Origin of the sequence: Immundisolibacter sp. (genome assembly GCF_014359565.1) — a bacterium.
GTDB lineage: Bacteria > Pseudomonadota > Gammaproteobacteria > Immundisolibacterales > Immundisolibacteraceae > Immundisolibacter.
The window spans coordinates 569,055-582,909 of record NZ_JACIZD010000001.1; the positions used below are offsets into that span (position 1 = coordinate 569,055).

Sequence of the window (13,855 nt, forward strand, 5' to 3'; positions counted from 1 at the left end):
CGAGCGGGAGGGGCGCGTCAGGTCGGCAGCGCGCGCTCGGCGGCACGCAACTCGCGTGCCAGGCGATCGAGGATGGCGTTCACGTAGCGGTGGGCATTGTCGCCGCCGAACTGCTTGGTCAGCTCCATCGCCTCGGCGATGACGACCCGGAACGGAATGTCCCAGCGGGCTTCCAGCTCGTAGCTGCCCAGCCACAGGATGGCGTGTTCGACCGGGTCGAGCTGCTCCAGTGGGCGATCCAGCAGCGGCGCGATGCGCTGGTCGTACTCGGCGTGCCGGCGGCCGACCTCGGTCAGCAGCTCGTGGAAATATTCGGCGTCGATGTCGCCGAGTTCGCGCTCGGCCAGGAACTGGCTCTCGATGCTGGCCAGGCTGTCATCGCCGCCGGCCAACTGCCATTGATACAGGGCCTGCAGCGCGCCGCGGCGCGCCTTGGAACGGGCTCGGGACATGGGTTCACGCGCTCCGTCAGCCGATGGCGGCCAGCAGGTTGACCATTTCGAGCGCCGACAGGGCGGCGTCGGCGCCCTTGTTGCCGGCCTTGGTGCCGGCCCGCTCGATGGCCTGTTCGATGCTGTCCACGGTCAGCACGCCAAAGGCCACCGGCAGGCCGCTGCCCAGCGCCACCGACGACAGGCCCTTGGCGCACTCGCCGGCCACGTAGTCGAAGTGCGGCGTGGCGCCGCGGATGACGCAGCCGAGCGCGATCAGCGCGTCGACGCGGCCGGACGCGGCCAGGCGCTTGGCAGCCAGCGGTAGCTCGAAGGCGCCGGGCGCCCAGGCAACGGTGATGTCCGATTCCGCCACGCCGTGACGGCGCAGCGTGTCGATGGCGGCGGCCAGCAGGCGCTCGCTGATGAAGTCGTTGAAACGCCCGACGACGATGCCAAAACGGCTGCCGGCACGCGCCGTGAGGCCGCCGGAAAGCAGGGTGTGGGACGCACTCATGACCGGAATCATTCCTCGCGGGCCGCCTCGGGCGGCACGAAATCGACCAGTTCCAGGCCGAAACCGGCAAGACCGTGCAGTTTACGCGGCTTGCCCATGATGCGCATGCGCCCGACCCCGAGCTGGGCCAGGATCTGCGCGCCAACGCCGTACATGCGCAGCTCCGGGTTCGGGTCCAGGCCCGGCAGCGGCACACCCAGGTGACGCATCTTGTAGGCCTGCACTTCGCCCAGCAGGGTCTGGGGCAGGTCGGTGGGACTGAGCAGCACCAGCACGCCGCGACCGGCGTCGGCGATGGTCGCCAGCGCCCGGCGCACGGACCAGCGGTTCGGCGCCTGGGCGCCCAGGATGTCGCGCAGCACGCTGGCCTGCTGCACCCGCGCCAGGGTCGGCTCATCGCGGCGGATATCGCCCATCACCAGCGCCAGGTGCACCTCGCCGTGGTCGTTCTCGTGGAAGGCCACCAGCCGAAAGCTGCCGAATTCGCTCTCGAAGGTACTCTCGGCCACCCACTCGACCGAGCCTTCCTGCTCCACCCGATAGCGGATCAGGTCGGCGATGGTGCCGATCTTGAGGCCGTGCGTCCTGGCGAATTCGACCAGCTGCGGGTAGCGGGCCATGGTGCCGTCTTCGTTCAGGATCTCGACGATCACGGCCGAGGGCTCGAAGCCGGCCAGGCGTGCCAGGTCGCAGCCGGCCTCGGTGTGACCGGCGCGCGTCAGCACGCCGCCCGGCTGCGCGCGCAGCGGAAAGATGTGGCCCGGCATGACGATGTCGTTCGGCCTCGCATCGGGCCGCACCGCCGCCTGCACCGTCACCGCCCGATCGGCAGCCGAAATGCCGGTGGTGACGCCGCTGGCGGCCTCGATCGATACCGTGAAATTGGTAGTGTTCTTGTCGTTGTTGTCGGCCACCATCAGCGGTAGGTTCAGCTGCCGGCAGCGCGCCTCGGTCAGGGTCAGGCAGATCAGGCCGCGGCCGTAGCGGGCCATGAAGTTGATGGCTTCCGGGGTCACGCACTCGCCGGCCAGAATCAGGTCGCCCTCGTTCTCGCGGTCGGCGTCATCCATCAGGATGACCATCTTGCCGGCCCTGATGTCGGCGATGATTTCTTCGGTGCTGTTCAGGTGCATCTTCGGATCGATGGCGTTCATCGGTTCAGGAATCCATGTTCGGCCAGCAGGGCCATGTCGACATCGCCGCCCGTATCGCGCCCCAGCAGGCGCTCCAGGTAGCGGGCCAACAGGTCGACTTCGAGGTTGACGCGGCTGCCGGCGCGCAGCGCGTCGAGGCTGGTGTGGGTCAGTGTGTGCGGCACGATGTTGACACCAAACTGGGCGCCGCTGACGGTGTTGACGGTCAGGCTCACGCCATCCACGGTGATCGAGCCCTTGGCGGCGATGTAGCGGGCCAGCGCCGCGGGGGCACGCAGGGTAAAGCGCTGCGAGCGGCCGTCGGTTTGGCGCGACACGACCTCGCCGACGCCATCCACGTGGCCACTGACGATATGTCCGCCGAGGCGCTCGCCCACCGCCAGCGCGCGTTCCAGGTTCACGCGCTGGCCGACCGACCAGGCGCCCAGCGTGGTGCAGGCCAGTGTCTCGGCCGACACGTCGGCCACGAAGCCGTCGCCGCTGAACTCGACCGCCGTCAGGCACACGCCGCTGACGGCGATGCTCTCGCCAAGCGCGCCGTCGAGTAGCGGCAGGCCCGCGATGCGCAGGCGCGCGTCGGCGCCGCGCCGGTCGATGGCGGCGACCTGGCCGACGGTCTGGATGATGCCGGTGAACATGGCGTGGTGGGCTTCCGGGGGTCAGGCGCGAGCGGCCGGGCGCAGGCGCAGCCGAAGATCGGGGCCGAACGATAGAACGTCCAGCGGTTCCAGGTCGAGCCGCGCGTCCATATGCGGCACCGGCGGCAACTCGAACACCGGCCGGGCGTCGTGCCCGAGCAGGTGCGGTGCAATGTAGACGATCAGTTCGTCGACCAGAGCCGCCGCCAGGAACGCGCCGGCCAGGCGCGGTCCGGCTTCGACCAGCACCTCGTTGCACTGGCGCCGGCCAAGCTCATCGAGCAGCGCGCCAAGGTCGATGCGGCCCGCGCCCGCGGGCAGGGTCACGATCTGCGCCCCGGCCGCGGTCAGCGCGGCGGCTTGCGGTGCGTCCACTTGGCAGGTTGCCACCAGCGTGTTGCCCGGTTCGCGAAGCAGGCGCGCCGTCGGCGGCAACTTCAGCGCGCTGTCGAGCACTACCCGCAGTGGCTGGCTGGCGACGTCCGGCAGGCGCACGGTCAGTTGCGGGTCGTCCGCCAGCACGGTGCCGATGCCGGTGACGATGGCCTGCGAGCGCGCGCGCCAGCGCTGCACATCGGCACGCGCCGCCGGTCCGGTGATCCAGCGCGCGGCGCCATCCGCCAGCGCGCTGCGCCCGTCCAGGCTCTGCGCCATCTTCACCCGCACATACGGCCGCCCGGTCGCCATGCGCTTGATGAACCCCGGGTTCAGCGCCGCGGCCTCATCGGCGAGCAGGCCGCATTCGACATCGATACCGGCCTCGCGCAGCAGCGCAAGCCCCTTGCCGGCCACCTGCGGGTTCGGATCCTGCATGGCCGCCACCACGCGGGCGACGCCGGCGCCGATCAGCGCCTCGGTGCAGGGCGGCGTGCGGCCGTGGTGGGCGCACGGTTCGAGCGTCACATAGGCCGTGGCGCCGCCGGCCCGCGGGCCGGCTTCCAGCAGTGCGTTGACCTCGGCATGCCCCTCGCCGGCGCGGCGGTGGTAGCCCTCGCCAACCACCGCGCCATCACGCACCAGCACGCAGCCGACCAGCGGATTGGGCGCCGCGGTGTAACGCCCGCCCTCGGCCAGGGCCAGGGCGCGGCGCATCCAGTGGGCGTCGTCGGTCACGGCTCAGGCGGCCGACCAGTGGGCAGGCCGGCCTGCTCCAGGCGCTCCACTTCGTCCCGAAACGCGCGCAGGTCCTCGAAGCTGCGGTACACGGACGCAAAGCGCACGTAAGCGACCGGGTCCAGCACCCGCAGCTCGTCCATCACCCACTCGCCAAGCTGCAGCGACGGGCACTCGCGCTCACCCAGGCTGAGCAGCTTGCGCTTGATGCGCACCAGCACCGCGTCCACCTGATCGCTGCGCACCGGGCGTTTTTCGAGCGCCCGCTCCATGCCGGCGCGCAGCTTGGCCTCGTCGAAGGGCACCCGGCCGCCGTCGCGCTTGACGATGCGCGGCCAGGACAGCTCGGCCTGCTCGAAGGTGGTGAAGCGCGCGCCGCAGGTCAGGCATTCGCGCCGGCGGCGCACTCGATCGCCTTCTTCGGCCAGGCGCGAATCCACCACGCGGGTGTCGGGCGCGGCGCAGAATGGGCAGCGCACGACGGCAGGCCTAGTCGCCGTAGACCGGGAAGCGCTGGCACAGCGCCAGCACCTGCGCCTTGACGCGCTGCTGCACGGCCGTGTTTTCGAGATCATCGAGCAGGTCGCAGATCCAGCCAGCCAGCTCGCGCACTTCCGCCACGCCAAAGCCACGGGTGGTCGACGCTGGCGTGCCGATGCGGATACCGCTGGTCACGAACGGGCTTTGCGGGTCGCCCGGCACGGCATTCTTGTTGACCGTGATGTTGGCCGCGCCCAGCGCCGCCTCGGCCGCCTTGCCGGTCAGGCCCTGGTCGATCAGGTCGACCAGGAACAGGTGATTGTCGGTGCCGCCAGAGACCACCTTGTAGCCGCGATTGACGATCACATCGGCCATCGCCCGGGCGTTGTCCACCACCGCGCGCTGATAGTCCTTGAAGTCAGGTTGCAGCGCCTCCAGGAAGGACACCGCCTTGGCCGCGATGACGTGCATCAACGGCCCGCCCTGGCCGCCCGGAAACACGGCGGAATTAAGCTTTTTCTCGATGTCCGGGTTGGCGCGGGCCAGGATCAGCCCGCCGCGCGGCCCGCGCAGGGTCTTGTGGGTGGTGGAGGTGGTGACGTCGGCGATTTGAACCGGATTCGGATACAGCCCGGCCGCCACCAGGCCGGCCACGTGCGCCATGTCGACCACCAGGTAGGCGCCGACCGCATCGGCGATGGCCCGGAAGCGATGCCAGTCCATGGCCCGCGAGTAGGCGCTGAAGCCGGCGACGATGACCTTGGGCCGGCACTCGCGCGCCAAGTGCTCGACCTGATCGTAATCGACCAAGCCGGTGGCGATGTCGATGCCGTACTGCACGCCCCGATAGATCTTGCCCGAGAAGCTGACCGAGGCACCGTGCGTCAGATGCCCGCCGTGGGCGAGGCTCATGCCCAGCAGCGTGTCGCCCGGCTCCATCAGCGCCATGAACACCGCGGCGTTGGCCTGCGAGCCCGAATGCGGCTGCACGTTCGCGTAATCGGCGCCGAACAGCTCACGCGCCCGCTCGATGGCCAGCCGCTCGGCCACGTCCACGTACTCGCAGCCGCCGTAGTAGCGGCGCCCCGGATAGCCCTCGGCGTACTTGTTGGTCAGCTGCGAGCCCTGCGCCGCCAGCACGCGCGGGCTGGCGTAGTTCTCAGACGCGATCAGCTCGATGTGCTCTTCCTGGCGGCGCACCTCGTCCTGCATGGACTGCCACAGCTGGGGGTCGAAATCGGCAATGGTCAGGGCGCGGCTGAACACGGGCTTCACTCCGGAAGAGGCGTCGGCAGGAACGCGGCGTCACGCGCCGGGTCGACAGCGGGGGCGGGCGGACTAGTTTATCAGGCCGCCCCCGATCATCCGGGCACCCCACGGGCGGTTTGTTACCATCCGCCAGCCCCTGAATCTGCCCTGCCCACGCCGTGAAGCTGACCGATACCGCACAGCTCGCCGACCTGCACGCCCGCATCGACGCCGCCTGCCAGCGCCTGGAGATAGACGGCGCGCAGGGCCTGCCCGATCCGGCCGAATGGGCCATCCTGCCGCGTCACGACGACGACCGGGCGCTGTTCGAGGAGCTGTGCTTCCATATGTTCGCGGCCGGTTTCTCGCGCGAGGTGGTGCGCCAGAAATGGCCGGCCACGCGCAGCGCCTTTGCCGATTTCGACATCGCCGAACTGGCCGGCTGGGATGGCGCTCGGCTGGAACCGCTGGTCACCGACCGGGCGCTGATCCGCAACCGGCGCAAGATCGAATCGGTGGTGCACAACGCCGGCGTGGTGCAGGCGCTGGCCGCCGAACACGGCTCGTTCAGGGCCTGGCTGGGCAGTTATGCGGCCGGGCAACTGCATGTGCTGCACAAGGAGATTGCGCGCCGCTTCGCCAGCGTGGGACCGAGTGCCGGCGAGTGGTTTCTGCTCACGGCCGGCTTCGCATACTACTTTCGCACCGACCACGCGCAGCGCCTGTTGCAGCGGCTGGGCCTGCTGCCGGCGCGGGTGCGGCCCGAGGATTTCAACACCGTGATGGAATCGGTGCATCAGGCCAGCGGCGCCAGTCGCTGGGCGGTCAGCGCGCAGATGTTTCGCTTCGCCAGCGGTTTTCACCTGCGCGAGGGCATTTGCCAGGAATCGCCGCGCTGCCCCAAATGCCCGCTATGGGATTACTGCGACCACTTCAATCAGGCCGGGACTGGCTGATGCGTACCTGCATGCCCGGTTGCAGCAAAACGTTGGGGCTGAGCACCACCCTGGCGTCGCGCTCGAGGCCGGTGACAACCTCGATCTTGGCGCCCAGATTGCGCCCCACGGTAACCGGCAGCAGTGCGTAGCGCTGATCGGTGCCGATCACGCCTACCACGCTGCGCCCGGCCTGGTTGCCCACGGCCCTGGCCGGCACCAGCAGCGCAGCGGGCCGGCGCAGCAGCAATTCCGCTTCGCCCACCAGGCCGGCCGGCAGGCGCAAGCCCGGATTGGCCATCGAAAGCTCCACCCGCAGGGTGCCCAGCTGCGGATCGATGGCACCGGAGCGGCGTGTCAGGTGCGCCTCGAACACCTCGCCTGGCATCTCCTCGAAGCGCAGCCTGGCGCTGCCTTGCGCCGGCAGGTGCACGGCGGCGGCCTGGGGCACGTCCAGCTCCACGCGCAGTTCATCGAGCCGGACCAGGCGGAACAGCGGACGGTCATCGCCTGTGCTGCTGCCGGAAACGTAGTCGCCGCGCTCGATGTGGCGCTCGGCAATGGTGCCGGAAAACGGCGCCCGCACGGTCTGGAACGACTGCAACTGGCGCAGGTGTGCCAGTTCGGCCTGGGCGGCGTCGCGGTCGGCAAGCGCCTTGGCCAGCGCGGCCTCGCGCTCGTCCAGCAGCTGCTGCGACAGCCAGCCGCGCTGCGCCAGGGGCCGGCTGCGCTCGACGCTGGTGCGCGCCAACTGCAGGGAGGCCCGCGTTTGCGCCAGCAAAGCCGCGGCCCGTTGCGCCTGGCGGTCGATCTCGGGCGCCGAGATCACCGCCAGCACCTCACCTTTCTGGACCCGGTCGCCGATGTCGACGCGCCGCTCGGCGATGAAGCCGGTGGCACGCGCGCGAATCAGCGCCTGCTCGACCGGCGCCGTGCGCGCCGGCAGGCGTATCAACTCGGCAGCCGCGGTCGGTTCGGGAAGCACGGTGCGCACCAGCGGTATCGCCACGGGCGGTGCCTCGGGCCCGGTCGCCCCGGCGGAGGGCTGGCCGCAGGCGGCGAGCGTCAGCAGCGCCAGCAACAGGCCGCCGGCGCGCAGTGCGCGGCCGGCAAGTCCGGTCGGTCGAGGGTGCGTCATGGGTGGTCCTGCGCCGGTTGCATCAATTGAGCCTGGTGGTGCCGCGCCACGGCGCCGCGACCGGCGAAGCGCGCATACAGCAGCGGCACGATCAGCAGCGTGGCCACCGTACCCAGCAACAGGCCGCCGACTACCGCGCGCCCGAGCGGCGCGTTCTGCTCGCCGCCTTCACCCAGGCCAAGCGCCATCGGCAAGGTGCCGACGATCATGGCCAGTGCGGTCATCAACACCGGCCGCAGGCGGGTGGTGGCGGCCTCGGTCGCGGCAGCCAGAGCGCTTTGACCGGCGGCCAGGCAGTCGCGGGCGAAGCTGCCGACCAGCACGCTGTTGGCGGTGGAGACGCCAACCACCATGATCACGCCCATCAGGGCGGGCACCGAGACCGGCGTGCCGGTCAGCCACAGCGCGAAAACCGCGCCGGACAGCGCAAACGGCAGCCCGCCCAGGGTCAGCAGCGGCAGGCGCCAGGACTGGAAATTCACCGCCAGCACCAGAAACACCAGCACGGCGGCGATCGCCAGCCCGCCGGCGAGCTGCGCATAGGCTTGCGCCATCAGCCGGGCCTGGCCGGCGACCTCGATCCGGTTGTCGGGCTGTTGCTGGGTGCGCAAGGTCTCGAGCAGGCGCTCGACGTCGTCGTTGACCGCCCCCAGGTCGCGGCCGGCGACATTGGCCAGCACGTCGATCGTCGGCGCTAGCGTGGTGCGGCTGATCAGCGCCGGCATCCGGCGCGCCTCGACGCTGGCGATGGTCCGCAGGCTGACGGTGCCCCCGCTGCTGCCGCGCACCCGGATGTTGAGCAGGTCCTCGATGCCCGGCAAACGGGCGGGCGGGGCCTGCACCTGAACCGTGTAGGAACTGCCGGCGGCATCGTCGGCCCAATAGCTGGGGCTGACCGTCCCTGCCGACCCCAACAAGCCCAGCAGCGCGTCGCCCACATCGCGCTGGCTCACGCCCAGTTGCAGCGCGCGCACGCGATCGATCCGGATGAAGTACTCGGGCAGATTCGGCACCTGGCGCTGGATCACGTCGACCACGCCGGGTATCTCCCGCAAGCGTTCCATCAAGGTGCCGGCGAGCGCCAGGTTGCCGGCCACGTCGCGCCCGAGCAGGCGAATGTCGAGCAGGCTCGGCCAGCGGCCCGACAGGGTCTGCGCGGTGGCATCGGCAGCCAGCGCATGCAGCGCGAGGGATGGAAAGCGCGTGGCCAGGCGCTGGCGGATTGCGGACAGGTAATGCGCCGCCGGCGCATGCTCGGGGGTGAGCTGTATCAGCAGCTCGCCGTCGAAGCTGCCGATCACCGGGCTCGTCACCCAGGCCAGATTGACCGGGTCCGGCGCGCCCAGGTTCTCGGCGATGCCGGCGATCTCCTCGGCCGGGATGATGCGGCGAATCTCGCGCTGCACGTCGGCAAACAGGCGCGCCGTGTCCTCCAGGCGCGTGCCGGGGGGTGCCCGCAGGTAGAGGCGGATGAGCCCGGCGTCGGTGCTTGGAAAAAACTCGCGCCCCAGGTTCACGGCGGCGGCCAGGCCCAGCAACAGGACCAGCAGCGCCGCGGCCGAGACCGGCCAGAAACGCGGCAGCAGCCGATCCAGCAGCCGCCGGTAAGCCGCCTGCAGCGCCTCCAGGCCGTGTTCCAGCGCCGCGTGCAAGCGCGAGAGGCCCCGCCCGGGCGCGCCTGCCGTGGCCCGGCGCCCGAGCTCCGGCGCGAGCATCAGATAGGCCAGCGTCGGCACCAGCGTGCGCGACAGGACGAAGGAGGCGATCAAGGCAAAGATCACCGCCAGCGCCAGCGGCGCGAAGATGTAGCGCGCCACCCCGCTGAGCATGAACATCGGCGTGAAGACGATGCAGATGCTCGTGGTCGACACGAACTCGGCAAATACCACTTGCTGCGCGCTGCGCAAAATCGCCTCGCGTAACGGCCAGCCCGCTGCGGCGTTGCGGTTGATGTTTTCGATCTCCACCAGCGCGTTGTCGACCAGCAGGCCGATGGCCAGCGCCAGCCCGCCCAGGGTCATCAGGTTGAAGCTGTGGCCACTGGCCAGCAGGCCGCATACCGACGCCAGCAAGGCCAGGGGTATCGAGGTCAGGACGATCAGCGTAGAGCGCCAGGAGCCCAGAAACAGCAGCACCACGCTGGCCACCAGCAGCGCCACCACGACGCCCTCCTTGACCACGCCGCCGATTGCCGCGCGCACGAACTGCGACTGATCGAACAGCGGCTCGATCCGCATGCCCGCCGGGGCGGCGGCCCGGATCTGCGGCAGGCGCGCGAGCAAGGCATCGACGATATCCACGGTCGAGGCATTGCCAAGCTTGAGCAGTTGCACGATGACCGCGTTGTTGCCGTCCAGGCGCGCGATGTTGGTCTGTAGCGCCGCGCCATCGCGTACGTTGGCCACATCGCGCAGCAGGATCACCCGCTCGCCGACGGTGCGCAGCGGCAGGTTCTCGAACGCCGCGACCTGGGTCGGGCTGGCGTTGACGGTCACCTGCAGTTCGCGCCCGCCTTCGCGCAGCACCCCGGAGGGCAGGGTCAGGTTTTGCGCGTTGACGGCCTGGATGACATCGCTGGGGGCCAGCGCGTGCGCCCGCAGCGCCGCCGGATCGAGGTCGATCATCACCTGCCTTTGCGCGCCGCCGTAGGGCAAGGTCATGCGCACGCCGGGAATGGTCTGGATGAGTCCGCGCAGTCGCAGCCTGGCAAAATCGAAAATCTGCGCATCGTCGAGCGTGTCCGACGACAGCGCCAGCTGCACGATGGGCACGCTGGACTGCGAATAGCGCACGATGATCGGCGGCGTGGCGCCCGGCGGCAGACGGCGCAAGATGGTCTGCGAGATCGCCGTGACCTGGGCGATCGCCAGCTCGACGTCGACGTAGGGCTGAAAGTCCACGGCGATGATGCTGGCGCCGCTGAAGGTCTCGGCCCGCACCTCGCGCACGTCGTCGACGTTGTTGAGAATGGAGACCTCGCTGAACGAGGCGACCTTGGTCGCCATCTCGCGGGCATTGAGCCCGCTGTAGGTCCAGATGACCGTCACCGCCGGAATGTCGACCCGCGGCAGGATGTCGGTGGACATGCGCCGCGCCGCCAGCACCCCGAACAGCAGGATCGCGATCACCAGCACGCCGACGCTGTAGCGGTGGTCCAAGGCGTAACGGACTATCCACATGGCGGCCGCCGCCGTGGATACACCCGCGCAGCGATCGCCGGGCCGGGCTGCCAAAAAACGGGTCGAGCAGGATGCATGGGGGCGTCTGGGGCGTGGCGGGTGCGTTGATCCTTGGCCACCGGCATTAAGGCAGCGTTAACGCCCGGGTCGGCAGCCAACCGTCCGGCAGCCGTGGGGATGCGCCGGCGCTGCCGGGCCGCTGGGCAGCGGCGATCGGCGCGCCAGGAGCGCGCTGGCCGCCCCGGGCCCATTTTTGCGAGGTGTGACGATGCACGTGTTGTTGATCGAGGACGACGCCCTGGTGGGCGCCGGCATCGAGGCCGGGCTGCGCCTGCACGGCCTTGCGGTCGATCGCCTAAGCACCGTGACTGAAGCCGACGCGGCCCTGCAGGCGTTTCACACCGATGTAGTGATCCTCGACCTCGGACTGCCCGACGGCAGCGGCATGACGCTGCTGGCGCGCCTGCGCCAGCGCGGCGACAGCGTCCCGGTGCTGGTGCTCACCGCCCGCGATGCGGTGAAGGACCGGGTCGCCGGTCTGCGGGCCGGGGCCGACGACTACCTGCTCAAGCCTTTCGATCTCGATGAGCTGGTGGCGCGGCTGCAGGCGCTGCTGCGGCGGGCCGGCGGGCACAGCCAGCCGATGCTGGTGCACGGTCCGCTGCGCCTGGACCCGGTGAGCCGGCAGGTATGGCTGCACGACGCGCCGGTCAGCCTGTCGCGCCGCGAGCTGGCCTTGCTCGAGGTCTTGCTGCACTCACGGCGCGCGGTTTTGAGCGCCGAGCAGCTCAAGGACAGCCTGTACGGCTTCGAGGCGGAAGTGGAGAGCAACGCCGTCAACGTGCACATCCACCATCTGCGCCGCAAGCTCGGCAGCGGCATCGTCAAGACGGTGCGCGGCCTCGGTTACCAGCTGGGCGAGCCGGCGCCGCTGCCCACCGACCAGGTGCCGACATGAGCCTGCAGCGCCGGCTGCTGGCCACGCTGGGCCTGTCGCTGTGCCTGCTGTGGGGCGCCGCCGCGGCCTGGCTGCTGCGCGACCTGCACCGACAATGGGCCACGACGCTGGATCAGCGCCTGGCGGCATCGGCACGCATGGTCGCCGCTTTGGTGGCGCAACTGCCGGCCGATGTCTGGGAGCGCGGCAGCGGGCCGGCGCTGTCGATTCCCTCCAGCACCGGCCTGGCCTGCCAGGTCAGCTCCCCGCGCGGCCAGATCATCGCCCGCACGCACGGTGCGCTGCCCGGCGTACTGGACGGGAACGCGCCCGGCTTCGGCGAGCGCACGGTCGACGGCGAGCGCTGGCGGGTCTTCACCTACCTGCACGGCCGCCTGCGCATCACCACCGCCGATCGGCTCGTCGAGCGCGAAGCCCTGCTGCGCAACGTCGTGCTGGTGGCGGTGCTGCCGTTTGCCGTGGCGTTGGTCGGCAGCATGGGCTCGCTGTGGTGGGGGGTGCGGTCGGGCCTGCGGCCGCTGCAGCAGTTGCGGCGCACGCTCGGGCGCCGCCATCCGGAAGCGCTGGCCCCGGTCGAGGCAGCAGCCCTGCCGGCCGAGCTGCAGCCGCTGGTGACGACCCTCAACCACCTGTTGGCGCGCATTCGCGAAACGCTGGCTCGCGAGCAGCGCTTCACCAGCGATGCGGCGCATGAGCTGCGCACGCCGCTGACTGCCATCAAGACCCACCTGCAGGTGGCACGCCGCGTCGATGGCGCGGCCGCGGCGGTGGCCCTGGGCCACGCCGAAGAAGGCGTAGCCCGGTTGCAGCGCACCCTGGAGCAGTTATTGACCTTGGCGCGCCTGGAAGGCGGCCAGCCGTGGCAAGAAGGCGCGCCCGCATTGGCCGAGGACGTGGCGCGCCTGGCGCTGAGCGATCTGTCGGCGCCGCAGCGGCTGCTGCGCAGCGGGCCGGCCATCCACGCGCGGCTGGCGATACCGCGGGAGCTGGCCGCCACGGCGCTGCGCAACCTCCTCGAAAACGCCCTGCGTCACACCCCGCCGCCGTCGACCGTCACGCTGCAGCTGAGCCGGGATGCCGAAGGCGTGCATTTTCGTGTCATCGACCAGGGACCGGGGGTCAGCGACGATCAACTGCCGTACCTGACCCAACGCTTCTGGCGTCAGGGTACAGGCGCGGGCAGTGGCCTCGGGCTGGCCGTTGTCGCAGCCATCGCCGCACGCTTTGGCGGGCGACTGTCATTCGGCCGGCGACCCGGCGGCGGGCTGGACGTCCGACTGACCCTGCCCGAGCGCACGTGCCGCGGCTCAGCGCCCCCACCACCCGACGGCGCTGCGCCGTGCGACACCCGCGCCGGATGACGACACCGCCCGTGGATCAGCGCCCATCCTGGCCGAGCAGACCATCGAACAAGCCCGGCTCATCACCGGCCCCGTCCTGCGGGTCGCTAGACGGCGCAGACGGGATGGTGGCGGTGGCCTCGGCTGTGCCTTCGACGGTTTCGTACTGACGGGCTTCCTCGGTCTCGACGAAACGGGCCAGATCGCGGCGGCCGGGTTTTTTCCCGTCTTCCGAACCGACGCCGCCGATCAGGCGCGCCAGGCGGCTACCGGACTGCTCGGCCTGCGCCGGCACGTCGACCGTGGTGCGCGTGCTGGCGGTCAGCAGATTCTTTTCACGCGCCCCGGCAACCGGCAGCACGTCGCCTTCCACACGCGCCAGGCGGTCGCCCTCGAACAGCAGCGTCACGGTGCGCTGCGCGCGCATCTCATAGCCCTTGCGCTCGGTGTAGGTGTAGTCCCAGCGCTCGGGCCGGAACGGGTCGCGCAACTGTGGCGTACCCAGCAGGGCGCGCACGCGCTCGCGGTCCATGCCCGGCTGCAGGCGCGCCAGCATGGCCGCATCGACCACGTTGCCCTGGCGAATGTCCATGCGATAGGGCGCCAGCGCCGGAATCAGCGGCCGCGCATCGGCGGCATCCGGCTGGCGACCGGCGCAACCGGTCAGCAAGAGCGCAAGGGCCACAGCCGGCAGTAGACGTTGCATCGGGATGAGTTCCGGGCG

The 13,855-nt window shown here is 70.4% G+C and carries 13 protein-coding genes; 3 read left to right on the top strand and 10 right to left on the bottom strand.

Going from position 1 to position 13,855, the window contains the following annotated elements:
* Positions 1–17: 17 nt before the first annotated feature.
* The 7 genes from nusB to glyA are packed head-to-tail and all read right to left on the bottom strand — an operon-like array spanning position 18 to position 5,599.
* Entirely contained in the window at positions 18–452 is a 435-nt protein-coding gene (gene nusB, locus H5U26_RS02765) for a transcription antitermination factor NusB (RefSeq protein ID WP_290616407.1), read from the bottom strand.
* Positions 453–468: 16 nt separating this feature from the next.
* Complete coding sequence (gene ribE / locus H5U26_RS02770; protein WP_290616409.1) at positions 469–948, bottom strand: 6,7-dimethyl-8-ribityllumazine synthase; 480 nt, start codon at positions 946–948, stop codon at positions 469–471.
* An 8-nt stretch (positions 949–956) separates the two neighbouring features.
* A complete protein-coding gene (gene ribBA / locus H5U26_RS02775) occupies positions 957–2,081 on the bottom strand; it encodes a bifunctional 3,4-dihydroxy-2-butanone-4-phosphate synthase/GTP cyclohydrolase II (protein WP_366055875.1) in 1,125 nt (374 codons plus the stop codon).
* Positions 2,082–2,098: 17 nt separating this feature from the next.
* Positions 2,099–2,740, bottom strand: coding sequence for a riboflavin synthase (locus H5U26_RS02780; RefSeq protein WP_290616413.1), 642 nt, complete (start codon positions 2,738–2,740; stop codon positions 2,099–2,101).
* A 21-nt stretch (positions 2,741–2,761) separates the two neighbouring features.
* Entirely contained in the window at positions 2,762–3,853 is a 1,092-nt protein-coding gene (gene ribD, locus H5U26_RS02785) for a bifunctional diaminohydroxyphosphoribosylaminopyrimidine deaminase/5-amino-6-(5-phosphoribosylamino)uracil reductase RibD (protein WP_290616415.1), read from the bottom strand.
* Positions 3,850–4,332, bottom strand: a complete 483-nt coding sequence (gene nrdR, locus H5U26_RS02790; RefSeq protein WP_290616417.1) for a transcriptional regulator NrdR — start codon at positions 4,330–4,332, stop codon at positions 3,850–3,852. The genes ribD and nrdR overlap by 4 nt, the downstream gene beginning before the upstream one ends.
* 10 nt (positions 4,333–4,342) lie before the next feature.
* Positions 4,343–5,599 (bottom strand): serine hydroxymethyltransferase, encoded by a 1,257-nt coding sequence (glyA, locus tag H5U26_RS02795; RefSeq protein ID WP_290616419.1) that lies wholly within the window; start codon positions 5,597–5,599, stop codon positions 4,343–4,345.
* Positions 5,600–5,760: 161 nt separating this feature from the next.
* On the opposite strand from glyA, the gene H5U26_RS02800 reads away from it, so the two are divergent.
* Positions 5,761–6,537 carry a DNA-3-methyladenine glycosylase I gene (locus tag H5U26_RS02800; RefSeq protein WP_290616421.1) on the top strand — a complete coding sequence of 259 codons (777 nt, stop codon included), beginning with the start codon at positions 5,761–5,763 and terminating at the stop codon, positions 6,535–6,537.
* On the opposite strand, the gene H5U26_RS02805 is transcribed toward H5U26_RS02800, so the two are convergent.
* Both H5U26_RS02805 and H5U26_RS02810 read right to left on the bottom strand, forming a co-directional pair.
* Positions 6,515–7,654, bottom strand: coding sequence for an efflux RND transporter periplasmic adaptor subunit (locus H5U26_RS02805; protein WP_290616423.1), 1,140 nt, complete (start codon positions 7,652–7,654; stop codon positions 6,515–6,517). The two genes, H5U26_RS02800 and H5U26_RS02805, sit on opposite strands and share 23 nt — an antisense overlap.
* A complete protein-coding gene (locus tag H5U26_RS02810) occupies positions 7,651–10,833 on the bottom strand; it encodes an efflux RND transporter permease subunit (RefSeq protein ID WP_290616425.1) in 3,183 nt (1,060 codons plus the stop codon). The genes H5U26_RS02805 and H5U26_RS02810 overlap by 4 nt, the downstream gene beginning before the upstream one ends.
* A 268-nt stretch (positions 10,834–11,101) precedes the next feature.
* Between H5U26_RS02810 and H5U26_RS02815 the strand changes: the two genes are divergently transcribed.
* Positions 11,102–11,791 carry a response regulator gene (locus tag H5U26_RS02815; protein WP_290616427.1) on the top strand — a complete coding sequence of 230 codons (690 nt, stop codon included), beginning with the start codon at positions 11,102–11,104 and terminating at the stop codon, positions 11,789–11,791.
* Positions 11,788–13,152 (top strand): sensor histidine kinase, encoded by a 1,365-nt coding sequence (locus H5U26_RS02820; protein WP_290616429.1) that lies wholly within the window; start codon positions 11,788–11,790, stop codon positions 13,150–13,152. The genes H5U26_RS02815 and H5U26_RS02820 overlap by 4 nt, the downstream gene beginning before the upstream one ends.
* A gap of 16 nt (positions 13,153–13,168) precedes the next feature.
* Here H5U26_RS02820 and H5U26_RS02825 read toward each other — a convergent pair whose 3' ends face one another.
* On the bottom strand, positions 13,169–13,837 hold the full coding sequence (locus H5U26_RS02825; RefSeq protein ID WP_290616431.1) for an outer membrane protein assembly factor BamE: 669 nt from the start codon (positions 13,835–13,837) through the stop codon (positions 13,169–13,171).
* Positions 13,838–13,855 lie beyond the last annotated feature (18 nt).